General features: G+C 43.7%; 21 protein-coding genes. 12 read left to right on the top strand and 9 right to left on the bottom strand.

Features of this window, described 5'->3' with window-relative positions; all coding sequences use genetic code 11:
• The first annotated feature begins 317 nt into the window (after positions 1-317).
• The 4 genes from greA (at position 318) to AC1EK4_RS08175 (ending at position 5,841) form a co-directional block, all read left to right on the top strand.
• Positions 318-785 carry a transcription elongation factor GreA gene (greA, locus tag AC1EK4_RS08190; protein WP_036899485.1) on the top strand — a complete coding sequence of 156 codons (468 nt, stop codon included), beginning with the start codon at positions 318-320 and terminating at the stop codon, positions 783-785.
• 35 nt (positions 786-820) lie between these two features.
• Positions 821-1,216, top strand: a complete 396-nt coding sequence (locus tag AC1EK4_RS08185; protein ID WP_036899482.1) for an HIT family protein — start codon at positions 821-823, stop codon at positions 1,214-1,216.
• Positions 1,217-1,383: 167 nt separating this feature from the next.
• Positions 1,384-4,041, top strand: coding sequence for a glycoside hydrolase family 3 N-terminal domain-containing protein (locus AC1EK4_RS08180; RefSeq protein WP_480357778.1), 2,658 nt, complete (start codon positions 1,384-1,386; stop codon positions 4,039-4,041).
• Between the two features lie 90 nt (positions 4,042-4,131).
• Positions 4,132-5,841: an ArnT family glycosyltransferase gene (locus AC1EK4_RS08175; protein WP_062435457.1), complete on the top strand. Its 1,710-nt coding sequence runs from the start codon at positions 4,132-4,134 to the stop codon at positions 5,839-5,841.
• Here the strand turns inward: AC1EK4_RS08175 and AC1EK4_RS08170 are convergent.
• From AC1EK4_RS08170 to AC1EK4_RS08140, 7 genes are all read right to left on the bottom strand, one after another.
• Entirely contained in the window at positions 5,811-6,746 is a 936-nt protein-coding gene (locus AC1EK4_RS08170; RefSeq protein WP_480357775.1) for a glycosyltransferase family 2 protein, read from the bottom strand. The two genes, AC1EK4_RS08175 and AC1EK4_RS08170, sit on opposite strands and share 31 nt — an antisense overlap.
• A gap of 129 nt (positions 6,747-6,875) precedes the next feature.
• On the bottom strand, positions 6,876-7,463 hold the full coding sequence (locus tag AC1EK4_RS08165) for a porin family protein (RefSeq protein ID WP_480357774.1): 588 nt from the start codon (positions 7,461-7,463) through the stop codon (positions 6,876-6,878).
• 202 nt (positions 7,464-7,665) lie between these two features.
• A complete protein-coding gene (locus AC1EK4_RS08160; RefSeq protein WP_480357771.1) occupies positions 7,666-8,226 on the bottom strand; it encodes a porin family protein in 561 nt (186 codons plus the stop codon).
• A 168-nt stretch (positions 8,227-8,394) separates the two neighbouring features.
• On the bottom strand, positions 8,395-8,676 hold the full coding sequence (locus AC1EK4_RS08155; RefSeq protein WP_480357770.1) for a hypothetical protein: 282 nt from the start codon (positions 8,674-8,676) through the stop codon (positions 8,395-8,397).
• A gap of 51 nt (positions 8,677-8,727) precedes the next feature.
• On the bottom strand, positions 8,728-8,985 hold the full coding sequence (locus tag AC1EK4_RS08150) for a hypothetical protein (protein ID WP_480357768.1): 258 nt from the start codon (positions 8,983-8,985) through the stop codon (positions 8,728-8,730).
• Positions 8,986-9,612: 627 nt separating this feature from the next.
• Positions 9,613-13,014: a DEAD/DEAH box helicase gene (locus AC1EK4_RS08145; RefSeq protein ID WP_480357767.1), complete on the bottom strand. Its 3,402-nt coding sequence runs from the start codon at positions 13,012-13,014 to the stop codon at positions 9,613-9,615.
• A complete protein-coding gene (locus tag AC1EK4_RS08140; RefSeq protein WP_480357766.1) occupies positions 12,987-13,484 on the bottom strand; it encodes a methylated-DNA--[protein]-cysteine S-methyltransferase in 498 nt (165 codons plus the stop codon). Before AC1EK4_RS08140 ends, AC1EK4_RS08145 begins: the two co-directional genes overlap by 28 nt.
• An 18-nt stretch (positions 13,485-13,502) precedes the next feature.
• Here AC1EK4_RS08140 and AC1EK4_RS08135 point away from each other — a divergent pair, with 18 nt between their 5' ends.
• The 4 genes from AC1EK4_RS08135 (at position 13,503) to AC1EK4_RS08120 (ending at position 16,401) form a co-directional block, all read left to right on the top strand.
• Entirely contained in the window at positions 13,503-13,760 is a 258-nt protein-coding gene (locus tag AC1EK4_RS08135; RefSeq protein ID WP_036899467.1) for a hypothetical protein, read from the top strand.
• A gap of 191 nt (positions 13,761-13,951) precedes the next feature.
• Entirely contained in the window at positions 13,952-14,404 is a 453-nt protein-coding gene (locus AC1EK4_RS08130; protein WP_480357765.1) for a hypothetical protein, read from the top strand.
• A gap of 373 nt (positions 14,405-14,777) precedes the next feature.
• On the top strand, positions 14,778-15,596 hold the full coding sequence (gene lptB / locus AC1EK4_RS08125; protein WP_480357764.1) for an LPS export ABC transporter ATP-binding protein: 819 nt from the start codon (positions 14,778-14,780) through the stop codon (positions 15,594-15,596).
• Between the two features lie 307 nt (positions 15,597-15,903).
• Positions 15,904-16,401: a thioredoxin domain-containing protein gene (locus AC1EK4_RS08120; RefSeq protein ID WP_480357762.1), complete on the top strand. Its 498-nt coding sequence runs from the start codon at positions 15,904-15,906 to the stop codon at positions 16,399-16,401.
• 209 nt (positions 16,402-16,610) lie between these two features.
• Here AC1EK4_RS08120 and AC1EK4_RS08115 read toward each other — a convergent pair whose 3' ends face one another.
• Both AC1EK4_RS08115 and AC1EK4_RS08110 read right to left on the bottom strand, forming a co-directional pair.
• Entirely contained in the window at positions 16,611-17,387 is a 777-nt protein-coding gene (locus AC1EK4_RS08115; RefSeq protein ID WP_036899455.1) for a porin family protein, read from the bottom strand.
• A 9-nt stretch (positions 17,388-17,396) separates the two neighbouring features.
• The gene (locus AC1EK4_RS08110; protein ID WP_480357759.1) at positions 17,397-18,527 is read right to left on the bottom strand and encodes a PCMD domain-containing protein; all 1,131 of its coding nucleotides are present in this window, start codon (positions 18,525-18,527) and stop codon (positions 17,397-17,399) included.
• Positions 18,528-18,785: 258 nt separating this feature from the next.
• Here AC1EK4_RS08110 and tig point away from each other — a divergent pair, with 258 nt between their 5' ends.
• The 4 genes from tig to recQ all read left to right on the top strand — a co-directional run bounded on the left by tig (position 18,786) and on the right by recQ (position 24,484).
• Complete coding sequence (gene tig / locus AC1EK4_RS08105) at positions 18,786-20,141, top strand: trigger factor (protein ID WP_036899448.1); 1,356 nt, start codon at positions 18,786-18,788, stop codon at positions 20,139-20,141.
• 165 nt (positions 20,142-20,306) lie between these two features.
• The gene (gene clpP, locus AC1EK4_RS08100; protein WP_036899445.1) at positions 20,307-20,972 is read left to right on the top strand and encodes an ATP-dependent Clp endopeptidase proteolytic subunit ClpP; all 666 of its coding nucleotides are present in this window, start codon (positions 20,307-20,309) and stop codon (positions 20,970-20,972) included.
• A 12-nt stretch (positions 20,973-20,984) separates the two neighbouring features.
• The gene (gene clpX, locus AC1EK4_RS08095; protein ID WP_480357757.1) at positions 20,985-22,232 is read left to right on the top strand and encodes an ATP-dependent Clp protease ATP-binding subunit ClpX; all 1,248 of its coding nucleotides are present in this window, start codon (positions 20,985-20,987) and stop codon (positions 22,230-22,232) included.
• Positions 22,233-22,309: 77 nt separating this feature from the next.
• Complete coding sequence (gene recQ / locus AC1EK4_RS08090; protein WP_480357755.1) at positions 22,310-24,484, top strand: DNA helicase RecQ; 2,175 nt, start codon at positions 22,310-22,312, stop codon at positions 24,482-24,484.
• Positions 24,485-24,494: the final 10 nt, after the last annotated feature.

Raw genomic sequence — 24,494 nt, 5'->3', positions numbered from 1 at the left:
TCTTCTTTCAAGAAGAGGGAGAACTTTTGAGTTGGTAAGTAGGCGAGTTTGGAACGAGAAGTGAGAAGTCTGATTAGACCGAGGAGGATTATGGGAGTGTCACTTTGACTTTGGTAACAAATATGGACAAAAGTTTTAAAAGTGTAAATTTGGGAGAAATAATTGGTTGTTAACAAAATAATGTCTATCTTTGCCAACAGAATAGACATGAAGTAGACAATGGAAAGTAGGATTCCGACAACACAAAGGCTGTCGGAATTCGTCGTTTTTGTTGTATCTCGGAAAAACTTTAAGACAATTTTTAAAATTTATTTTATATGGCATACATGTCACAAGAAGGCTACGATAATCTCGTAGCACAGCTCAAACAGCTAGAAGCTGTAGAACGTCCTAAGGCATCGGCCGCTATTGCAGAGGCTCGTGACAAGGGCGATTTAAGTGAAAATTCGGAGTACGACGCCGCTAAAGAGGCACAAGCTCATCTTGAAGATAAGATTAATAAAATCAAGCTGGCTTTGGCTGAGGCCAAGATCGTAGACGTATCTCGCCTCAGTACTGACGCTGTACAGATTATGTCGAAGGTGGAGATGACCAATCTAGCCACTAAAACCAAGATGACTTACACCATCGTGAGCGAAAGCGAAGCCGACTTGAAAGCCGGTAAGATTTCGATTAAGACTCCGATTGCGCAGGGATTGCTGAACAAGAAGGTGGGCGATGAGGTGGAAATTAAGATTCCACGAGGCACTATCAAACTGCGTATCGACAATATTTCGCTAGACTAAATCGAAAGTTTTATCAACTTATAAACAGACACGCGATGGATATTTTTTCAAAGATTGCAGCCGGAGAGATTCCTAGCTACAAGTGTGCGGAAGACGAGAACTTCTACGCTTTCCTTGATATTAATCCCTTGGTGAAAGGGCATACACTGGTGATTCCGCGTCGTGAGGTAGATTATATCTTCGATATGGACGATGAAGAGTTGGCTGCTTTCCAGCTATTTGCCAAGAAAGTGGCTGCCGCTATCAAGACAGTTTTCCCTTGTAAGAAGGTTGCTCAGGTGGTATTGGGATTGGAAGTGCCCCATGCACATATCCATCTGATGCCAATTAACAGCGAGGCCGATGTGGATTTCCACAAAGAGAAGTTGCAGTTGAACGAAGAGGAATTCAAGGAAATAGCAGCTAAGATTTACGCCGAATTCAAGAAATAATTATCGTTCATAGCCCATCATAGGCAATTAGACCATCATACAAGAGCGGATGTATCAATTTTGATACATCCGCTCTTTGCGTATATACATTTTTCGATAAATTTATTTTGTCATTTTATTTTATTTTCGTAAGTTTGCAGTCAATCCTTATATACATAATAAAAACCATGGACAATACTAAGCAAAAGCAGCATTCCAAACTTTGTAAAAAAACTCTTTCGACCATGATGAACGGTGTCATGGGTATACTGTTGTTGTTTTCTACGACTCTTAATGTACAGGGACAAAGCAAAAAAGTCGATTCATCCATCCCACTATACAAGAATCCACAGGCACCTGTAGAGCAGCGGGTGGAAGACCTTTTGGGTAGGATGACGCTGGAAGAGAAAGTGGCGCAAATGCGGCATATACATTTTAAACACTACAATTCGGACGGACGCGTCGACATAGATAAATTGATCAAATCGACCGATGGTCTGAGTTTTGGATGCGTGGAGGCTTTTCCTTATTCATCGGAGCAGTATCTCAATGCCATGTACCAGATTCAGAAGCACATGCGTTATCACACTCGACTCGGCATACCTGTTATTCCTGTGATGGAAGGATTGCACGGAGTGGTACAAGATGGATGTACTATTTTTCCGCAATCCATAGCTCTTGGTGCGACTTTCAATCCGCAGCTGATACGAAAAGTCGGTCATTTTGTAGGCAAAGAGATGCAAGCCATTGGCGCCAAACAAGCGTTGGCACCCGACTTAGATATTGCCCGCGAACCGAGGTGGGGGCGCGTGGAAGAGACGTATGGCGAAGATCCGTTGCTCATTTCAAAGATGGGAGCTGCCTACATCAATGGGCTTCAAGACAATAAACAGATTCCTACGCTCAAACATTTCGTTGCTCACGGCACTCCGGAAGGTGGTCTGAATCTCGCTTCTGTACGCGGTGGGCGTCGAGAATTGCTGGGATTATACGCCAAACCGTTTGAATATGTCATCCGCGAATGCCATCCGCTCAGCGTGATGAACTGCTATAGTTCGTACGATGGAGAACCTATAACCTCGTCACCTTATTTCCTTAAATCGCTCTTACGCGACAGTCTGCACTTTAAAGGATATGTATATTCCGATTGGGGTTCGGTCTCTATGCTTGAATGTTTCCACCATGTGGCGGGCAACAATGCCGAGGCTGCACAGAAAGCGATTACTGCTGGACTGGATTTAGAGGCTAGTAGCGATTGCTACCAGTATGCATTGGAACTTATCAGACAAGGTAAGATAAGCGAAAAAGACATTGATGATGCTGTGCGACATATACTCTATACGAAGTTTGCATCGGGACTTTTCGAGGATGAGTTGCCCGATACGATGGGGCTAAAGAGGAATGTACACACGCCCGAAGCGATAGAGGTGGCACTCAATACAGCTCGTGAGAGCATCGTATTGTTGGAGAATAAAAATGATTGTCTGCCATTGTCGGCGGATAAACTGTCGAGTATCGCGGTGGTAGGACCTAATGCCGACCACGTACAATTTGGCGATTACTCATGGAGCGACCAAAAGAAAGATGGTGTAACACCGTTTGAGGGCATCCGAAAATTGGTGGGAAAGCAAGTACAAGTGAACTATGCCAAGGGATGCGACCTATGGTCTCAAGATAAAAAAGGCTTTGATGAAGCTGTCAAGGCTGTGCAGAAAAGCGACTTAACCATCGTATGTGTGGGTACGCAGAGCGCACTCTTGGCACGCGCTTCCGACCCTGCTACAAGCGGTGAGGGCTTCGATTTAAGCAATCTTACGCTTCCCGGTGTACAGCAGGAACTCGTAGATGAAATCGCTAAACAGGGTAAGCCGTTCATCGTTGTGCTGGTTACAGGTCGTCCGCTCGTTACGGGTAGTTTCAACAAGCGTTGCAATGCGCTGTTGGTACAGTGGTATGGTGGCGAACAAAGTGGCACTGCATTGGCCGAAGTATTATTTGGTAAGGTGAACCCTTCGGGACGCTTGCCCATCTCTTTCCCCAAGAGTGTAGGTCATCTGCCTTGCTATTACAACTATCTTCCTACCGATAAGGGCTTCTATAATAGAAAAGGTACGCTCGAAACACCGGGACGTGACTATGTTTTCTCCGACCCTTATGCCGAATATAGCTTTGGTTTTGGGCGTTCCTATACTCGCTTTGCCTATTCCAATCTGAAGGTACAGCGTCGTAAATTGGCAGAGAAAGACACGCTAACCGTCACCTTCGACGTGACCAATCAAGGCACACGCATCGGTATGGAAGTCCCGCAACTCTACATTCGTGATCTAGTTGGCTCAGTAACTACGCCTGTTAAGCAACTCTATGCTTTTGAAAAGGTGGCTATTGCGCCCAAAGAGACGAAGCAACTGACATTCAAAGTGCCTGTAGGCGAGTTGGCTTTATACAACAATGAATACAAGAAAGTGGTAGAGCCGGGCGATTTCTCGGTGATGATAGGCAGTTCGTCAGACAATATTTTGCTTACAGATACCGTCACGGTAGGGCAAAACAATCTTACTACGGCAACGGTTAGTAACAGTCAGAAAGGAATCAAGAAGGCCGATTTAGGCAAATCTATTAGCATCGTAGGAGTGGTAAGAGATGTGCAAGCAACCCCGATGAGACAGGTAAAGGTGTCGACCAATGGTGGTAAGACAACGGTGTTGACCGATAAGAAAGGTGTCTATCGTTTGCAAAGTCGCGTGGGAGACGTGCTCGTCTTTGAGGAAAAAGGGTATCAGACGGTCAGGCTCACCGTCACTCTCAATGCTATATACGATATAGAGATGATTTCTGCGGTTCAATAATAAGACGCTGTTTTGCTGCGAATTATAGGTTTATATGCAGCAATGTGGACATAAATGGCTATTTTTGCAGTCAAAATAAGCATTGAAGATATGTCAGAGAATAGAAGCGTATTGTTGTGGACACTCTTATTTGTAGCCTTCGTCACTACGTTGCCTTTCCTTGGTCTCACCGAATTTTATTCTAAAGGTGAACCGCGCGAGGCCGTGGTGGCGTTGAGCATGTTGAAAGATGGCAACTGGATATTGCCTATCAACAATGGTGGTGATATCCCTTATAAGCCACCATTTTTCCATTGGATTATCGCCCTCCTTTCGCTTCCGCAAGGCTATGTCAGCGAGTTTACAGCCCGTTTGCCTTCTGCTTTGTCGCTCATCGCTATGACTGTAGGTGGCTATCTGTTCAATTCGCGCCGCAAAGATGCAAGTATTGCCTTTATGACAGCGATGTTGACACTCTCGGCTTTCGAGGTTCATAGGGCTGGAATGGCATGTCGTGTCGACATGGTATTGACGCTTTGCATGGTCGGCAGTTATTGGTTGCTTTACCGTTGGTGGGAACGTGGTATGCGTGGATTCCCCATTTGGGCCGTTCTGAGCATGAGTGGGGCAGCCTTGACCAAAGGACCTGTAGGCATCATCCTGCCTTGTTTTGTTATTGGCGTGTTCATGTTGATTCGTGGAGTATGTTGGTGGAAGGTGTTTGGAAAGCTCACTTTGCTGGCTATTGCAGCCTGCATCATTCCCTCATTGTGGTATATTGCCGCTTATCATCAGGCCGGTGATAACTTCATCAGTTTGGTGATGGAAGAGAACTTCGGTCGATTCACCGGTACGATGAGTTATTCTTCGCATGAGCATCCCTTTACTTACAATTTCATGACACTGCTTGTGGGGTGGACCCCTTGGACATTATTGGCTGTCTTTTCGCTTTTCTCTATTAAGTGGAAACGTCCGCAAGGAATCGTCAACGGGTTACGCCAGCTTCGTACGTGTGACTCTTTCCAATTGTTCACGTGGTTGGCTTTCGGACTAACCCTGTTCTTCTATTGCATTCCATCAAGCAAGCGCAGTGTGTATCTACTACCCTGTTATCCGTTCATGGCACTACTGTTGGCTCAGTATATCGTCAGTCTTGTTCAACAGCATCGTCGTACTGTGAATACTTTTGTGGCTACACTGAGTGTTATCGGGTTTGTTGTTGTGGTTGCTTTCATCACTATTAGAACCGGCGTTATACCCGATACTGTTTTCCATGGGAAGCATGCCGATGAGAATATATTGATGCTTCGTGCACTGGAGAATGCCCCTCTGCATTTTGGAAACATTCTCTTGCTCGCACTTCCTGTGCTTATAGGGATTCCCGCTTTCTACACGGCGGTGCGCCATTCTCAACCTTATAGCACCCGCCATTTGATGGTGGCACACATGTTTAGTATTGTTTTTGTGATTTTCATGTTGCTTGATGGAGTCATTCTTCCTACTGTACTCAATGTGAAAAGCGAGCGTCCTTTGGCCGAATTTATCAATCATCGTTATCCTAAAGAGCCTGTTTACCAATATCTTGAGACCCCGATGCACCACTTCTTTGGAACTGATTTCTATGCCGGTGACCGCATTCGACAATTTGAACTAGACCGCCCGATGAGAGGTATTGTTATGTTGAAAGCCTCTGAGAAAGATGCTTTTGTGAGCAAACATCAAGATTATCGCTTTGTCAGTGATTGGCATTCGGCACGTCGAATAGCTGAGGTGAGAGATACGATATACTTCTATAGGTTTATGCGCTCGTCTACAAAATAACGTGGGCGGCGCTTTACTTCGGTATAAATCTTACCGACATAGATGCCCGTAACGCCGATACCGGTAGTCACGATGCCGCCAATAAACCATAATGAAGCCAAAAGTGAGGTCCAACCGGCTACCGTTTTGCCGGCTATATGCTCGATAATAGCATATATAATTGCCACCACAGATACTAGCATCATCGCTAATCCGATGACAGTAATCCACTTTAAGGGTGCAACAGAGAAAGAAGTGATGCCGTCTATAGAGAAAGCCAGCATCTTACGGAATGGATATTTCGACTCTCCGGCTACGCGGGCGGTGCGGTCATAATACACAAATCCCTCGTTAAAGCCTAATTGTCTCACCACACCGCGAAGGAATAAGTTGCGCTCGGAATACTGCATGAGCGCCTCAATAGCACGTGATGTCATCATGCGGAAGTCGGCATGATTAAACACAGTCTCCTTGTCTACCTGCTTCATCAAACGATAAAACAACTGTGCTGAGACGCGTTTGAAAGCCGTATCTGTGTCTCTGCGCTTGCGAACACCGTACACAATGTCTTTCCCCGTCTTTACTTGGCGAGCCATTTCAATAATGGCTGTCTCGTCGTCTTGTAAGTCTGCGTCTATCGAAACGGCTGCATCGCATTTTCCAACGGTCTGTTCCAGTCCTGCCCATAGTGCATTTTGATGCCCTTCGTTGTGCGATAGCTTCAGTCCCGATACGTTTTGATATTGCCGAGCATAGTCTGTGATGAGCTTCCATGTACCATCTCGACTACCATCATCGACGAATAAGAGTCGGGCTTCCACTTCCTCTTCTTGTTTGAGGCGTTCGGTGAGCGTCTGCAAATGGTTGATACTCCAAGGCAATACCGCCTCTTCATTGTAGCAAGGAACGACAATATATATTTTCATGCGACCTTAGTATATACGGTTTATCAATTACAAAGATAGCTACAAAATATGAGAAATATAGTTGATAATACCAACAAAAAGAGCTTTCGCATTAGCGAAAGCTCTTTTATATTATTAAAATTGCTGTTTTTAGAGGTCAAATTTATAACCCAATGTAATCTGGAATACGCTGTTCTTGGCTGAACTTTCCTTGATAATTTCTGTCAATCCCCAATTGTAACGAGCATCAACTACAAAGTTGTTGAACTCGTATGAGGCACCTACAGGAACAGAAAAGTCAAACGACTTAATTTCATCTATATCTTTAGAAGCTTTGATTCCGTTAGCTTTACCCTCTAAAGAACTACTTATTTTGAATGCCGGCTGGATTCCAAGTTTTACAGCGAATCCCTTAGCAACATATACATTGGCCATGATAGGGATATTGATATAATTTAATTTAGCTGTGGCTGCGATATTAATTCCATTAACTACCTCTGTTCCTTTTGCTCCTTGCATAGAATAAAGAGCTCCGGCACTGATACTAACCATATCGGTTACTTGGTATTCAAACTCAGCACCAGCTGCCAAACCTACCCTGATATCACCTTCAGATTTTGTAAAATTGGCAAGATTCAAGCCTACTTTTGGTTGAACAGTGATTGAACCGACAGCATGTTGTGCAAACATTGCTACAGAAGATAGCATCATGGCAGCTACTAATAGAGTCTTTTTCATAAGGTTTATAATTTAGAATTAATTGTTGTTACATTCGCAAATATAGTGTAAAGTAGCTTGTGTAACAAATTTTTATACAAATATCGTTACTTTATTTATATCTTTTAACAATAATGGACTGCCCATAGTTAGTGCCCATTATATAAATAAAAAGAGCTTCCACTAATGCGGAAGCTCTCTTATATCAGTATAATTGATATTTTTACAAACCGAATTTATAGCCCAATGTAATTTGGAATACGCTGTTCTTGGTGTCAGAAAAGTCTGAAATCTTGGTCAATCCCCAGTTGTAACGAGCATCAACCACGAAGTTGTTGTATTCGTATGACAGACCAACAGGGATAGAGAAGTCTACTGTTTTCACGTCAATGTCTTTAGTAGAACTTTCATCTCCAACTTTAAGCTTGTATTGGCTGTTCACGTTGAAGCCCGGTTGGATACCCAATTTTACAGCTAAGCCTTTAGCAACATATACATTTGCCAAGATAGGAACATTGATATAGTCGAGTTTAGTCGTCAAGTTATGAACCTTGGCTCCTTGCATTGAATACAACGCACCGGCACTTACGCTGACGATATCAGAAGCTTGATATTCGAGTTCTGCACCTGCTGCCAAGCCAATACGTGCATCGGCGTCTGACTTAGTCAAGTTAGCGATGTTTATACCAATCTTAGGTTGGATTGTCAACGAACCTACTGCGTGTTGTGCGAATGCTGCTACTGTAGTCAACATCAATGCTGCTGATAAAATGATTTTTTTCATACTTGTTTCTAATTTTTGTTATTTATAGATATATTATCTCTTTAAACTCTCTAAAGCAAAGAGGGGGTGACAAGCATGAAAGTTACAAATGACCTAACGATTTTTACTCAAATAAAACTTTATATTATTTTATTAACATTTGTGAGAGGCTGTGTACCTACGCTCAAATTATAGTTTCAGACGATACCCCACGCTTAGTTGGACTGCTATATTTTTGGCACTTGTGTTGGGATGGGCTGTGATTAACCCTTCGTTAATCATCAAATCAAGCATTATGTTACGGTTCTCATAGGCTATACCTACAGGCAATGAAATATCAAAGAGTCTGACACCATAAACAGAATATGGGTATGTGTCGCCTGCAAATCTTGTTTCTACTGCATTATTCAGTCTCACCCCCGGTTGTATACCAGCTTTAACAGAAAAGTGACGGACAAAAGTTACATTCATTAAAATGGGTATATTGATATAGTCGAGTTTCAAAGTGCTGTTAACACTATTTCACCCTTGGTTAATTATGCTGACTGCTCCTTGCATCGAATACAAAGCACCAATACTGAAACTGATACTTTCTGTATCTTGATACTCAAACTCTCCACCGGCTACTATTCCATATCTAGGGCCGGTAGCATCAGAGTTTGTTACATTGGCTATGCTCAAACCCACTTTGGGTTTAAACCAAAATGTACCTATATTGTATTGTGCAAACCCTGCTATTGAGCATAGCATGAATACTATAACTAATAATACTTTTCTCATAGATGTCTGATGTTTTAAATGGTTTTGAGCTTCTTATCTCTAAAGTGATATATTTGATGGGTTATTTACTACTTGCAAATATTAAGATATGTATGAATATTTTGTAAGTTTTTAGGATAGAATTTTTACATCTATATATAACCTTTATTTCGCTATTTCATTCTTGTTATCTATAATTTGTTTGTTACAAGCTTGCGTCAAGGCATCACATGGAAGATACTTGCACTAACGGCTCCAAGTTTCACAGTATGCTGTTTCTGATTATAGGTGGCTCTACCTACTGAGTATACCAATTGTAGCTGCCTACCGTTAAAGTCAATCGGTTTATCTACTTTGATTCCACTGGGATTTATGGCTACTATATATGCGTCCTTTCTCTTCGTTTATAAGTCCGTCATCCATTGTTACAACTGTAACAAAAGGTAGGTTTCCCACATCATGCACGGCATCTTCGCAAGTATCAATACTGAAGCCTAAACTCTCACCATAGGAGATATGAGTACACCCACATATAACTTATATAGGGTGGCAAAGGCTTCTTAAGCATGAATTTTGTATAGCAATTTATACACAAATGGAAATGCTTACAATATCAGAGTACCTAATAAACGAGATGATAGAATATTCTTATCTTAGCATTCCGCCTTTCTCTTTCACATATTTCATTAACTGTGAGAAAAGGCGATTGCCTTGTAATATGTCTCGATTGCCCGTCAATATCAGTTGTTGACGGGCGCGTGTCAACGCCACATTGAGTTTGCGGTCGATGATTTGTCCGTCTTCCAAGAAGCAAGTAGCAGCTAAGAAATCAAGTTGATAGCTATGTTGGATGGTAAACGAGTACACGATGACATCGCGCTGGCTACCCTGATAGCGTTCTACAGTGTCAATACTGATTTGTTCCAAAGCCGGGATACCCAGTTTCTCGATACATTTTCGTATCATGGCAATCTGATTACGGTAAGGCACAATGACCCCGATGGTCTTCGAAACATCAAACCGTTCGCCATAAAAACGATAGATGCGCTCTACTACATCGGCTACAATGGCGGCCTCGTGTGTGTTCACTTTATCCGAGAGATGAGGCTGCCGACAGTATTGGGAGGCAATAAATACCATGCGATGAGACTTTAATAGCTCGTCCATACTGTCTTTGGCAGGCGCTAAATAGGGCAATCGCGTCTCGCGCTGATGGGGGAGTGGCACGGCTTGCAACTGTTCGTTGGCATAGAATTGCTGTGCCGGGAAGTCGGCAATATCAGGGTGCATACGCCCTTGTCGATTCAATACGCCTACAAAGTCGGTACGATGTTCGTGGCGTTCCCAACGCACCAATCGCTCGAAAAGCGAATGGCGGCAGTTGTCTAGTTCTATGTCTACCAATTCAGGAATATCCACTTCCGACTCTGAAGCGTCTTGTTGCACCACGGCCGGCAACTGTTTGTGGTCGCCAATGAGTATAAAACGGTCGGGATAGGTGAGCAATCCCACCAGTCCGGGTTCCAATATTTGGCTTGCTTCGTCCACGATGGCGAGTGTGAAGTGCTTCAAATCGAAGATATACGACTTGTTCTGAATAGTGCTGGTAGTCCCTACAATGATGGGCATACCGAGCAATCGCTGCTTGATGACATCGAGTCTAGGACTCTCTTCTATCAGGTTGCTGAGCAGCTGGTCGTGGAATCTTGCATCGCAAGTATACTCATTACCTATTCTAATATAAGGAAGTCTATGCTCTGAAAGCATTCCGCAGATTTCGTCTACGGCTCGATTGGTGTAACTCATCAGCAGTATGGAGGGGTTCTCCTCTTGATGTGCGAGGAATTCGCGTACCAAATACTGTAGTGCCATGCTCGTTTTCCCGGTGCCGGGAGGCCCTACCAACAGGAAATAATCCATTGCCTGCCGAGCGTGCAACACAATATTGTCGTAGTCGGGATGATAGCTTTGTGAGAGCGTCACGCAACGGTCGATGCGTGGCGCACGCTGTCCCAAAAGCAGGTCGCGGCGCGATTGTGGTGCGGTAATAAATTTATGAAGGCTGCGGATAGACGAGGTAGCCCCTAGATTACCTCCATGCTCAATAGCATAGCACATGCCGTCGTCGGCTTCGGGCGATAAGATATGAGGATTTTGCTGTCCATCGTTGAGGTGCACGACGAGTCTGCCGGTCGTGATTTCCACCAATGCGCCCTTGAAAAGTAAAGCTTTACGCACATCGGGTACGTCTCCATGGCGATACGCATAGAGATAAATCATGTCGCCACGACGGAAGTTCGGCAAGAAGTCTTCGCCCTGTGTGGGTACGTCAAGGGTTATTGTGTCGTATCCATTGTAAGCCGAACTCTTCGTGCGTTTGATGATTTGCAAGTCAGTATAAATGTTGCCGGTCTCCTTCTTCTGTGCCAACGGCATGTTCCAAAGGTCGGCTGTAGAATTGCCAACACCTTCTTGAGCTCCCACCTTCGATACCAATTGCTCCCGATACACAAAGGTCATCATACGGCAATAGTATGCATGTTCCAGTCGGGAGAGTCGTGTCAACGGTTCGGTTACGGCTTTGATTTGTGGTAATATCCACTGTTGGAAAAAGCGATTGTCCAGTCCTGCTTCGTTCAAAGTAGCAGGATTGAGCTGTGGAAGTATTTTTTCAAAACCGTTCAAAGCCATGTCGTATTTCGCAGCTACCAGTCGGTTGCGAAGTAGAATGGCCTCCTGAAACAGTTTTCGGTAGTAGTTGACTACCACTAAACCGCCCGGTAAAGGGTACTTGGAGTAGAGCAGTCGTATGTCGGTCTTGTTGCTTCCGAGGTTGAAGTTCTGTCTCAATACTCCGTAATAGAGTAGCAACTGTACGTAGTGGTCTTCTTTTTGGAAGCTGCCATATTCATTAGGGCGGCCGGTCTGTATGCTGAAATTGCTGCCTGATTTCTGTTCCACCAACAGTTCAAAGTCGGTTGTCATCAAGTCGACACGTCCTTGGATACCGAGCCGCTCGCAAACAAACGAGGGTTCGAGAATCGCTTTTTCACGGTCGAAATCATGATCGAAGAGTTGGTCTACTGCCTCTTTTATATTTTCTACCTGTCGTTGCGCCGCCACTTTAAAGTTCTCCCGACGATTCAGGTCGTCGCATGTACAGTATTCCAGTGCCTTCTCTTTGAAATTATTCTTAAAAGTCTCGCTCCACGAATAGTTGCCCCCACAGTTGATAATGTCGTCGAGGGCGGCTCCGGCAAAGTTTCCCACGAGGATGGCTTGCGAGTTTGCGGCCGGAGACATGCTGTTGACGACGTATGAAAGAGGGTGATGGCCATAGTCGGTGAAGCATCGTGCAATGCTACTAATGTCTATCAGATAATCGGGTTCCACCACGATGACCGATGACGGAAGGGGTCTCAAGTGATTTTTCTCGCCACCGTCGGCCACGCTAAAGTCCAACAGATTGAGCTGTACCCCCTCGTGTAACAATTCATATATATATATAAGGTGTGGTTCGGTAGCATAGTCTACCGTCACCGTGTGCTCTTCTACATCGGCATCGACCACGGCTGTGAAGTGCTGTTCGTTATAGGTACGCACGATACAGCGCAAGTATCGATAGTCTATGTGGTGTATCTCATGTCCCGGTCGGGCAGAGAGGGTAGGCAATTTGCCAACCAATGATGAGGGAATATCTACATGGAAGATAGCTGATATAAATACGGCCAATGCACGTAAGTCGTAGCCTAGTTGTTCGGCAGAGAGCTGTTCATTGCGGTTACTGTCGTGTCTCATACGTTGGATTGCCACTGTATCGGCTATCGATACATGATGATGCCGACAGAGGAAGTCTACCTGTGCAAAGAGATTGCCGAAAGATTGGTGTGTCCCCATGAGCGCTTCGTGGCACGCAAGTACCAATACGTCGTGCATCATCTTGCTTACGGGTACTGTTCCATCGGCTCGCAGGATGTCGCCTACGAGCGAGAAGAGTTCGTCGGGAGTGACGGCCTGACGGCTTATCGAGTCAACTTCGACTTTTCCCATGCAATAAGTTGTTTCTTGAGTTCTGCCCCCCAATGGTATTGTCCGGTTGTTCCGTCTTTATGTACGACGCGATGACATGGCACTATCATGGCCAAAGGATTGCGTGCCACGGCTGTAGCCACGGCACGAACGGCACTCGGTTTACCCAGCCGGGTAGCAAGTTCTTGATATGACATAGTGGTGCCAATCGGAATCTTCTGTACCTCTTGCCACACCGAACGTTGGAAATCGGTTCCATAAAGCCGTATGGGCAACTCGTGCTGATAGCCTTCGAAGATGACGCGCTCAACGGTTTGGGCTATCGTGTCATTTTGTACCGTCTCTGTATAAGTACCCCAACGCGCTGCCAACTCGTGAATGACAGCCATGCGATTGGTGCCTAGAAACTGCACATCGCAGAATCCTTCGAACGTTCGAGCAACCACTATTTCGCCAAAAGGCGACTGGGCAAAACCATAGACTATTTTCATATTACGATACAGATTAGAATGGCCGAGGCTTCAAACTCGGTATCGACAAAGTTACAGCAAATCAAAGACATGTGCAAATTTAATGTTGATGGGGCTTGCTTTGCATTATTTTGTTGGGACAGCTGTGGTGTGTACACCGTCTCTCTTTGGGGATATGGACTTGATAATAACGAATTCTTTGTATATTGCGGAGGCTTGGCAGTATTGCTGCATGAACTTTTCAGCAGTGCTGAAGTAGCTTCTCAGCATCGTTGCTCCAAGCTTGCAGTAAATTAAGGGTGAAGAGTTAAGACTGAGAAGTGGGGATATATTAATATCTGAATGGGCTAGTTGAGATGTTAATAAAATCTCTTTCGCGATTCAAATTTTAAAAAAACATTTAAAAAAGTTGTGTGTATGGAATTTGCATATTAATTATTGCAGCGCAATAAACGCAAATGTTATTATTTAATTGAAAGGATAACAAAATGGACAATAACAAAATTTTCACGCTGATTTTCGCTCTAATTGTATCAGTAGGTATGGTTTCTTGTGATAAAAACGAAGTCATGAAAGCTGAGAAAAGTATGACAAAAGAGATGGTAAATCCTGTTACTTTGGAAGGTAAATGGACTAATATGGCAACGGCCGAAGAGGCTACAAATGTTATCACAGTGCCTACGGTCGCTTTCGACAAAACAAGCAATGCCGTCGTGGTTTGGGCTGATAGCAAGAATGAATTTAAGTCGAAAGATGAGAAATATCGTTTCACCTATGTTGATGGGAAGCTTCAGTTGGTAGATGAACCCACCGGTACGTCGGCCTACTATACACAAACTTTCTCGCCCGACAAGAAGAGTTTTACGCTCTCGGAGGTCAATGTGGCGAACGAGGATAAAGCTGATAAAATCGCTCAGAAACATTTGAGGCTGGTTCTATAAATTACCACCGCATATAGTCATTAAATTTTTATGAAATACGTTTTGTTATCTTTTGGCTTCTTTTTGGTTCAAAATGTAAGTTCGTTCAGTCGTGTAGCTCGCTACACTCCTTTACTCTCTTGCATTTTGACCTCAAAAAAAAGCTCAAAATATAACAAAGCTAATTTATAGATCCAGCCTTGAATATGCTTAACGAACGAGTTTTTTACAAACAATAATCAAAATCGGGATGTCTCAAACGGGCATCCCGATTTCGTTTTTGACGTAGATATGACATCCTGTTAATACTACAGAATAGCACTCTTTAGGAAAAATAGGACGACTTCCGATTTTTCTTTTTATCTTTGCATCGAAACAACGAAATGATAAAACGATGAACGAGACGGACAACGTACAGTTGCATGGCGATGAAGAAAGAATGGTGTTGCGCACCGAGGGACTGGTGAAGCGCTATGGAAAGCGCACGGTGGCCAACGGTGTAAGTATCAATGTGCGACAAGGAGAAATCGTAGGATTGTTGGGACCGAATGGTGCCGGCAAGACCACTTCGTTCTATATGACGACGGGATTGGTGGTGCCGAACGAGGGACATGTGTACATCAACGACGAGGAAATAACCTATGATCCGGTGTATAAGCGTGCCCGTAAAGGTATCGGATACCTGCCTCAAGAGGCCAGTGTGTTTCGTAAGATGAGTGTGGAAGACAATATCATGTCGGTATTGGAGATGACACAGCTCAACCACGAACAGCAACTTGAACGCTTGGAAACGTTGATTCGCGAGTTTCGCTTGGGTAAGGTGCGCAAGAATAAAGGCGATCAACTGTCGGGAGGTGAGCGTCGTCGTACCGAGATAGCGCGTTGTTTGGCTATCAATCCAAAGTTTATTATGCTCGACGAACCCTTTGCTGGTGTCGACCCTATTGCTGTTGAAGACATTCAGCACATCGTCTGGCAGTTGAAATATCGCAATATCGGTATTTTGATTACCGACCACAACGTGCAGGAAACACTCACGATTACTGATCGTGCTTACCTTTTATTCGAGGGTAAGATATTGTTTCAAGGTAATCCGGAAGAGTTGGCTAGTAATAAGATTGTACGTGAGAAATACTTGAGTAACAGTTTCGTGTTGCGCAAAAAAGACTTCCAAACGATAGACGAAGAGAAGAGAAAGCGCGAAGCGGAGTAGTTTTCTGGGTTGATGAGTTTGTAAGTTTACCCGATTTTCGCTTAGCATTCTCCCGCACCGGACGGCAAAGTTCGTACGGTTTTGGGCAATTGCATATTTGTAAGAGTTCGATATGTTTTGATAAACTATTTGTTTATTTGTGTCATTTCCTTTTTTTCGTGGCTTATAGTGTATTATAAAGGATAAAAAATGCTTTGAACACGAAATAGAAAGTTGTAAATTGCAATATTGTATATAATCACATAAACTAAATATAAAGTTTATGAGAAAAAGTAATTCGACTAGAATGCTCCTGTTCTTCATAATAATGATATTCAATCAAATAGATTCATTTGGACAATTTTCATCGTTGAAAGATTCTCCTATGTTTAAGAATAATAAGCATAATATATTTAGAGAGACTTTGACTAATACTTACTATGAAATGTCTGAGATGGATAGTTTGTATAAAACAGGTAAATCGCCTTTTCAGATACTTAAGTATATTAAGAAAGGAGATAGCATTGTTTGGATGATAAAATTTATTAATGAAGACGATTTTACGATTAAGTCTCAATGGCTAAATAAAAAGTTTCCTTTAAAAGACTTTGTTGATATTCATAATATTCAGATTAAAACTAGTGAATTGACAGGTAAGTTTTTAATCATTTTAAATAATGTTTTAGGAGTTAAAAGCTATCCAACAACCTTTATTGTTGATAAGAAAGGATTTATAAAGCAAATCATTGAAGGAGTTAACTTAGATGAACAAAAGAAGCCAAAGATATATTCAGAGATAATGGAAACTCTAAAAAGAATAGAATGAAATAAAACTGCATACAACCATGGTATATAAGTAATGGCTCTATGTTTGTCCGAAAGTATACTCCCGATGTAGCCGAATGCTTTTAGGTTTGCATTGTTTATCAATTGTTATTCTATTTATTTGATACGTAAACCGGGGCCAATCTCCATTTTCGTTAGATTGTCCCCGGTGCTCAATGTATGGCTTTGTAGCCCTTTGTTTCTGTCTGCTTAGAACTGATAACCGAACCCTACGTTTAGATATACAGGGTACATATTGAACGTAATGGTCTTGAAGTCGCCCTTAAAGATATTGGAGAAAGCCCATGTGAAGTCGGCATTTACCGAGAAATGTTTGTATGCTCGCCATGTTCCACCTATCTGTGCGCCCCATTGCCAACGTCGTAAGTCGTTGGTAAAATCGTAAGTTGCGGTCTTCCCATCGTTGAATACTATCTTCTCACCTGTGGGATTTCCTTGACGCAGATAACCGTCTGACACGTGTCCGGAGAAGTCGCCGTCGAGTCGTAGCGATGCGAATAGGCCTGCACGAACCTTCCAACGATTGTTGAAACGGTAGTTGGCCATGACTGGAAGAGTGAGCAACGTGTTGCTATATTTGGTCTTTACATAACCGGTCCAGTAGCCGGCAACGCGGTTACCGTCGTTGATAATCTCGGTACTGTAGTTCTTGACCGTGGCACCAGTTTCCATTCCCTTGTTCTCTAAACGCAATCCGGCAGACATGCCCCACTGCTTTTGGCTATCAAACCAGTGTGTGACGATACCTTCAATCGAACCTGCGAACTTAGGATTATAACTGTCGATGCTGCGAATCTCGACAGGAAGGGGGATAGGGGTAGCCCCACCGATGTTGATACCGGCACGAACTTCGTACTCCCATCCGTTTTTCTCGGAGTTGATAATGTTTTGATCGCGCTCTTGTTGCGCTTGTATGTTGGTGGCTACGGCTGCAAAGAGCAATGCCAAAGTGAATTTGATTTTCATTGTTTAAAGTTATTCGTAAAGCAATTCCATTTCGTCTATATAGAGCGTGCTGCCCACTGCTCCAATGAATTTTGCGCCATCGATGCTCGAAGACATGACGATAGCCAAACTGTATTTGCCCTCTTTGAGCTTGTTGGCATCAATGGTTTTGCCGTTCATGGGTTGGAATTTGATGGAGAAGAACGTCCATTCGTCGGTCTCTTTCTTTTCGGTGAGGCGTGCCATAGAGACGATATTGGGGCTTGTGAGCGAGTTTGTGCCGTCGAGAAAAGGTGTGTCTTTAGAAGTCTCGAAGAATACTGCATAGACGTCGAATGTATCTTTTTGACCTTTTACCTCGTCTAGATTGGCATCGGTAACCTTTGCTCCTACCTTGTATTTGTAGAAACCTGTCAGGTAAGTTGGAGTCTTACGGAAGGGTACACCAAAGTGGGTTAGTGTGGCCATATTGGCTACAAAGAGGTTGCTGGAGAACTCTCCTGTGAATAAGTTGCCAGCTGCTATCGGTGCTTTGAACCTCTTACCAAGCTTGCCAGTATCCTTTGTCTCCAGCTTGACGCATTTTCCGATGAACCCATTTTCGGCTTGACAAGTGGGGTAAGTGTCGGGGGCGTCTTGGCTATGTGTTATCTTGTAACCGGCATTTCCGCTAGCCCAATCCATGATTCCGCCGTCGGATGTGTTGTCAGTAAATATTTGGTAGTACTCTTTATCTTGACCATTCCCGTGTACATAGTCTTTTGCGACGAAGTATTTGATTTTTTCAAAATGATACGTTGTGGCCGGGTCGTCAGAGATGAAAGACACTTTGTAGGTCTTTTTCCATTGTCCGTCTTGCGAAGTGACGGTGTAAGTTTGGGGTGTCATGAAGTTTCTTACAGTTCCGCTTGCTGGTTCTATAGTTGCTCCATCGGTGAGTGTAAAAGTGGGAGCGAGCTTGGTTACATCGTTCCAACCGTTGATATAGAACTTCACCTCGTCGTTGGTGATAACCGGAGTACGAATGAGCATGCTTGTATTGGGCAAAGCACAAGCTGTAATGTCGGCTTCTGCATTCTGTGCTTCGTCCTGAATACAAGACGTAAATGTGCACGATAGCAGGGCCATCGCTGCTAAGAGCGAGTACTTGAATTTCAACATAATCTAATGCCTATTATATTTTGTATTGCGTATATATAGACCGCAAAAATAATAAAAGATACGGAGAAAAGCGGCGCGGCGTCTATAAGATTTGTAAGAAATACTAAAAAAGAAGTTAACTTATTGCAGGAACACAGTTAATTTTGTAATTTTGCATCCCATTGTAAAGTATTGGCAGTTACCGGCTTTTGGCATGGTCTTTGCTTAATGAAAGAACAAGAATAATAAAAAACATAAATAATAAACAAAACATCGAAGATGAATATCTCATTTGAAAATCCCGACAAGATCAATGGTCTGTTGACCGTTACAGTCGAAGAAGCAGATTACAAAGAGCAAGTCGAGAAGACATTGAAAGATTATCGCAAGAAGGCTAACTTCCCGGGGTTCCGTCCCGGTATGGTTCCTATGGGACTTATCAAGAAGCAATTCGGCGAGTCTGCCAAGATGGACGCTATCAACAAGTTCGTAGGTGACCAACTTTACAAGTATATCCAAGACAATAAGATTCAGATGTTGGGCGAACCTCTTCCTTCAGAGAAGCAGGAACCACAAGACTTATCAAAGGAAGCTCCTTACACATTCGCCTTTGATATTGCCGTAGCACCTGAATTCCAGTGCGATTTGAATGGTCATAACAAGATTGACTATTACAATATTACCGTAGACGATGCGCTTATCGATCGCCAAGTAGATATGTTTGCGTCTCGCTCAGGCAACTATGGTAAGGTTGAAGACTATCAAGAAAACGATATGTTGAAAGGCGATTTGCGCGAGCTCGACGAGCAGGGTAACACCAAAGAAGGTGGTATCACGGTTGAGGCTGCGGCGTTGATGCCTAGCTATATCAAGGTAGACGACCAGAAGAAACTCTTCGATGGTGCTAAGCTGGGTGATATTATTACCTTCAATCCTCGCAAAGCATATCCTGAAAACGACACAGAAGTATCTTCATTGTTGAAGATTGATCGTGCACAGGTGGGCGAACATACCGGTGATTTCAGCTATCAGATTACAGAAATACAGCGCTTCCAGAAGCATGCAGTAGACCAAGAATTGTTTGATAGTGTCTTCGGTAAGGATGCAGTAAAGGATGAGAAGGAGTTCCGCGATAAGATTGCTGAGGGCTTGAAGGCTCAGTTGGCAACCGATAGCGATTACAAGTTTATCCTCGATGTACGTGCATACTGCGAGAAGAAAGTTGGTAAACTCGAATATCCTGATGCATTGTTGAAGCGCGTTATGCTGCAAAACAACAAGGAGCGTGGCGAAGAGTTCGTAGAAAAGAACTATGAGCAGAGCATCAAGGAGTTGACATGGCACTTGATTAAGGAGCAGCTGGTGGCAGCACATAATATTAAGGTGGAAGATGCAGACGTACTTGAGTCGGCTAAGGAGACCACTCGTGCTCAGTTTGCACAGTACGGTATGAACAATATTCCTGAAGAATATATCGAGCAGGGAGCTCAGGAATTGTTGAAGAAGCGTGAGAATCTCGATGGCTTCGTGAACAGAGCTGTTGACCGTAAGCTCGGTGCTGTCTTGAAGAATGTTGTGAAGTTGAACGAGAAAGAAATCTCTCTTGACGACTTCAACAAACTGATGGAAGAATAATTCAAGGAAGTTGTCGGTGCGAAGTTTTCGCATTTGTCGACATAAAAAAACTTCTTATCATTAAGAGGTTATCGACTTTTTTTATTATCTTTGTTCCTACAAGATTTGAAAAGAGGGTCGTTAACCTCTATTTTTATCTACATAAACGAAAGGAAAAAATAACAAATGAACGATTTTAGAAAGTATGCCACCAAGCATCTCGGTATGAACGGGATGATGATTGATGATGTGGTAAAGGCGCAGGCACAATATTTGAATCCCTATATTTTGGAAGAACGCCAGTTGAACGTGACACAGATGGATGTGTTCTCGCGTTTGATGATGGATCGTATCATCTTCCTTGGAACTGAAATTGACGACTATACCGCCAATACATTGCAAGCACAGTTGCTGTATTTGGACTCTGTAGACAGCGGAAAAGATATTTCTATTTACATCAATAGCCCCGGTGGAAGCGTCACAGCCGGCTTGGGTATCTACGATACGATGCAGTTTATCTCCAGCGATGTGGCTACTATCTGTACCGGTATGGCTGCTTCGATGGCTGCCGTATTGCTCGTTTCCGGTCAAGAAGGCAAGCGCTCGGCATTGACTCATAGCCGTGTGATGATTCATCAGCCACTTGGTGGCGTGCAAGGACAGGCTTCCGATATTGAGATTGAAGCCAAGGAAATCCAGAAGTTCAAAAAAGAACTCTATACCATTATATCAAATCACTCGCATACTCCCTTTGAGAAAGTATGGCAAGACTCGGATCGCAACTACTGGATGAACGCGGAAGAGGCCAAGGAGTATGGCATGATAGATACCGTACTTGTGCGTAAGAAATAAACGAAGGCAAAAATGTCAACACAGAAAAAGGTATGTAGCTTCTGCGGAAGAAGTGAGAAAGAGGTGAAATTGTTGATTACAGGGCTCAACGGATACATCTGTGAGAACTGTGCACAACAAGCCTATGAGATTGTAAAGTCTACAGGCATCACTACTCCTAATGCTCAGGAAAAGAAGGAGGGAGAAGCCTTCAAACTCAAGAAAGTGCCGAAGCCGAAGGAAATCAAGAAATATCTTGATCAGTATATCATAGGCCAAGATGAGGCCAAACGCTATCTGTCGGTATCGGTCTATAACCACTATAAGCGTCTGCAACAACCGAAAGACGAGAGTGGAGTGGAGATTGAGAAGAGCAATATTATTATGGTGGGAAGCACAGGAACAGGTAAAACTCTTTTGGCTCGCACCATAGCGAAGTTGCTTGACGTTCCTTTTACCATTGTAGATGCTACCGTATTCACCGAAGCAGGATATGTAGGAGAGGATGTTGAGAGCATTTTGAGCCGCTTGTTGCAGGTGGCTAACTATGATGTTCCAGCTGCTGAGCGCGGTATCGTGTTCATCGATGAGATAGATAAGATTGCTCGTAAGAGCGATAATCCATCCATTACGCGCGATGTCAGTGGCGAAGGTGTACAGCAAGGACTCTTGAAACTGCTCGAAGGAACGATGGTAAACGTACCTCCACAGGGCGGTCGTAAGCATCCGGATCAAGAGTATATCCACGTAGACACGAAGAATATTCTATTTATTTGTGGCGGTGCGTTCGATGGAATAGAACGTAAGATAGCGCAACGATTGAATACTCATGTGGTAGGATATAACTCTGTGCAGAACGTTCGTAACGTAGATAAGACGGATTTGATGAAGTATATACTCCCGCAAGACCTGAAATCATTTGGTTTGATACCTGAGATTATCGGTCGTTTGCCGGTACTTACTTATCTCAATCCGCTTGATAGAGATGCTTTGCGACGCATTCTTGAAGAACCGAAAAACTCGATTATCAAGCAATACGTGAAGCTCTTTGAGATGGATGGCATTGAATTGTCGTTCGCTAAAGATACGCTCGACTTCATCGTAGACAAGGCTGTGGAGTACAAACTTGGTGCTCGTGGACTGCGTTCTATCGTTGAGTCGGTGATCATGGATGCCATGTTCGAGATTCCATCGAAACATGTGAAGAACTTTGAAGTGTCACTCGACTATGCAAAAGCACAGTTGGACAAGGCTCATCTGCAGGGACTAGCCTCGGCTTAAGGCTGAGTCCCTACAGTCCTTTATACTATTTTACAATGAAAGACATTCCTTATTCGGATAAGTAGTTGCTTATTGACATGACGAAAGAAGTTAATCTAACCCAACAATTGAAAAATTACTTCGGCTTTGATAAGTTCAAAGGCGACCAAGAAGCTATCATTCGTAATCTCATGGCTGGTAACGATACGTTTGTATTGATGCCCACCGGAGGTGGCAAGAGCTTGTGTTATCAGTTGCCATCTCTTATCATGGAGGGGACAGCTATCGTGATTTCTCCATTGATTGCACTGATGAAGAATCAGGTAGATGTGGTCAATGGCATGAGCGAGAATGGCGGAGTGGCTCACTATCTGAACTCATCATTGAACAAAGCTGCCATCCAACAGGTGGTAGATGACGTGAGAATGGGGAAGACCAAGCTGCTCTATGTGGCGCCGGAGTCGCTGAATAAGGATGAGAATGTGGAGTTTTTGAGAACCGTTAAAATCTCTTTCTACGCCATAGATGAGGCACATTGTATCTCTGAATGGGGACATGACTTCCGTCCTGAATACCGAAATATTCGTCCAACAATTGCTAGAATCGGCAACGCTCCGGTCATAGCGCTCACTGCTACGGCCACCGATAAGGTGCGTACAGATATTAAGAAGAGCCTTGGTATCATGGATGCGAAAGAGTTTAAGAGCTCTTTCAATCGTCCAAATCTTTATTACGAAGTACGTCCGAAGACGAAAGAGATAGATAAGCAAATCATTCGTTTCATCAAGCAGAATGCCGGTAAGAGCGGTATCATCTATTGTTTGTCGCGTAAGAAAGTTGAAGAGTTGGCTCAGGTGTTGCTAGCCAATGAAATCAAGGCGGCACCTTATCATGCTGGACTAGACAGTGCGACGCGCTCACAGACCCAAGATGACTTCTTGATGGAAAAGATTGACGTCATCGTGGCGACTATCGCGTTCGGTATGGGTATTGATAAACCCGATGTAAGGTTTGTCATTCATTACGATATTCCCAAGAGTTTGGAAGGCTACTATCAAGAAACCGGTCGCGCGGGGCGTGATGGTGGCGAGGGTATGTGCATTGCTTTCTATGCTTATAAAGACTTGCAGAAACTCGAAAAGTTTATGGAAGGCAAGCCATTGGCAGAGCAAGACATCGGCCGACAACTCTTACAAGAAACCGCAGCATATGCAGAATCTTCTGTATGTCGGCGTAAGATGCTCCTCCATTACTTCGGTGAGGAGTACCCACATGATAACTGTCATAGTTGTGATAACTGTCTACATCCCAAGACAAAGATTGAGGGTGAGACGGCATTGTTGGTCATTCTGAAGGCTGTGAAAGTTCTGAAAGAAGATTTCAGACAAGAGTATATCATCGATTTCGTGAAAGGTCGTGGTACCGATGACATTGTTTCGCATAAGCACGACCAATTAGAAGAGTTCGGAGCCGGTGAAGAAATCGCTTCCAAACTATGGAATCCGGTGATTCGGCAAGCCTTGATAGCCGGCTATCTCAAGAAAGATGTGGAGAATTACGGGCTTCTAAAACTTACCGCAGCAGGCAAGAAATTCATCAAGAATCCGCAATCTTTCATGATTGTAGAGGACAATGAATTCAACAAGTATGACGAGGATGAGGGCGAAGAGTCTACATGTGCGCTCGATCCTCAGTTGTTTTCGATGCTTAAGGATTTGCGTAAGACGCTCGCGCAGAAGATGCAAATACCGGCTTACGTCATCTTCCAAGACATCTCTTTGGAGCAGATGGCAACGATGTATCCCATCAGTGTGGATGAATTGAAGAACATCCAAGGGGTGGGTATCGGCAAAGCCAACCGGTATGGAAATGAATTTTTGAAGCTTATCAAGCAATATTGCGAAGACAACGACATTGAACGTCCCGAAGAACTGCGTGTCCGTACGGTGGCCAAGAAGTCGATGATTAAGGTGAAAATCATTCAGAATATCGACCGACAGGTGGCGTTAGACGACATTGCAGATGCTCTTGGCATCGATTTCGACGCCCTGCTTGAAGAGGTAGAGGCCATTGTTTACAGTGGAACGAAGTTGAATATCGACTACTTCTTGGAAGAAGTGATGGACGAAGACCATGTAGATGATATCTACGACTATTTCCATGACAGCGAGACCGACGGCATGGAAGCGGCCTTAAAAGAACTAGGTCAGGACTATTCCGAGGATGAAATCAGACTTGTGAGAATCAAGTTTATGTCTGAAATGGCTAACTAACTAAGTATCA

It is taken from the genome of Prevotella sp. C0026C3, from assembly GCF_056590795.1.
This window is presented reverse-complemented; position numbering and strand designations above follow the sequence as displayed.

Bases quoted from the DNA above. Each gene is read 5' to 3' on its own strand.
- greA (WP_036899485.1), top strand. From the start codon at position 318: ATGGCATACATGTCACAAGAAGGCTACGATAATCTCGTAGCACAGCTC.
- AC1EK4_RS08185 (WP_036899482.1), top strand. From the start codon at position 821: ATGGATATTTTTTCAAAGATTGCAGCCGGAGAGATTCCTAGCTACAAG.
- AC1EK4_RS08180 (WP_480357778.1), top strand. From the start codon at position 1,384: ATGGACAATACTAAGCAAAAGCAGCATTCCAAACTTTGTAAAAAAACT.
- AC1EK4_RS08175 (WP_062435457.1), top strand. From the start codon at position 4,132: ATGTCAGAGAATAGAAGCGTATTGTTGTGGACACTCTTATTTGTAGCC.
- AC1EK4_RS08170 (WP_480357775.1), bottom strand. From the start codon at position 6,746: ATGAAAATATATATTGTCGTTCCTTGCTACAATGAAGAGGCGGTATTG.
- AC1EK4_RS08165 (WP_480357774.1), bottom strand. From the start codon at position 7,463: ATGAAAAAGACTCTATTAGTAGCTGCCATGATGCTATCTTCTGTAGCA.
- AC1EK4_RS08160 (WP_480357771.1), bottom strand. From the start codon at position 8,226: ATGAAAAAAATCATTTTATCAGCAGCATTGATGTTGACTACAGTAGCA.
- AC1EK4_RS08155 (WP_480357770.1), bottom strand. From the start codon at position 8,676: ATGAATGTAACTTTTGTCCGTCACTTTTCTGTTAAAGCTGGTATACAA.
- AC1EK4_RS08150 (WP_480357768.1), bottom strand. From the start codon at position 8,985: ATGAGAAAAGTATTATTAGTTATAGTATTCATGCTATGCTCAATAGCA.
- AC1EK4_RS08145 (WP_480357767.1), bottom strand. From the start codon at position 13,014: ATGGGAAAAGTCGAAGTTGACTCGATAAGCCGTCAGGCCGTCACTCCC.
- AC1EK4_RS08140 (WP_480357766.1), bottom strand. From the start codon at position 13,484: ATGAAAATAGTCTATGGTTTTGCCCAGTCGCCTTTTGGCGAAATAGTG.
- AC1EK4_RS08135 (WP_036899467.1), top strand. From the start codon at position 13,503: ATGGCCGAGGCTTCAAACTCGGTATCGACAAAGTTACAGCAAATCAAA.
- AC1EK4_RS08130 (WP_480357765.1), top strand. From the start codon at position 13,952: ATGGACAATAACAAAATTTTCACGCTGATTTTCGCTCTAATTGTATCA.
- lptB (WP_480357764.1), top strand. From the start codon at position 14,778: ATGAACGAGACGGACAACGTACAGTTGCATGGCGATGAAGAAAGAATG.
- AC1EK4_RS08120 (WP_480357762.1), top strand. From the start codon at position 15,904: ATGATATTCAATCAAATAGATTCATTTGGACAATTTTCATCGTTGAAA.
- AC1EK4_RS08115 (WP_036899455.1), bottom strand. From the start codon at position 17,387: ATGAAAATCAAATTCACTTTGGCATTGCTCTTTGCAGCCGTAGCCACC.
- AC1EK4_RS08110 (WP_480357759.1), bottom strand. From the start codon at position 18,527: ATGTTGAAATTCAAGTACTCGCTCTTAGCAGCGATGGCCCTGCTATCG.
- tig (WP_036899448.1), top strand. From the start codon at position 18,786: ATGAATATCTCATTTGAAAATCCCGACAAGATCAATGGTCTGTTGACC.
- clpP (WP_036899445.1), top strand. From the start codon at position 20,307: ATGAACGATTTTAGAAAGTATGCCACCAAGCATCTCGGTATGAACGGG.
- clpX (WP_480357757.1), top strand. From the start codon at position 20,985: ATGTCAACACAGAAAAAGGTATGTAGCTTCTGCGGAAGAAGTGAGAAA.
- recQ (WP_480357755.1), top strand. From the start codon at position 22,310: ATGACGAAAGAAGTTAATCTAACCCAACAATTGAAAAATTACTTCGGC.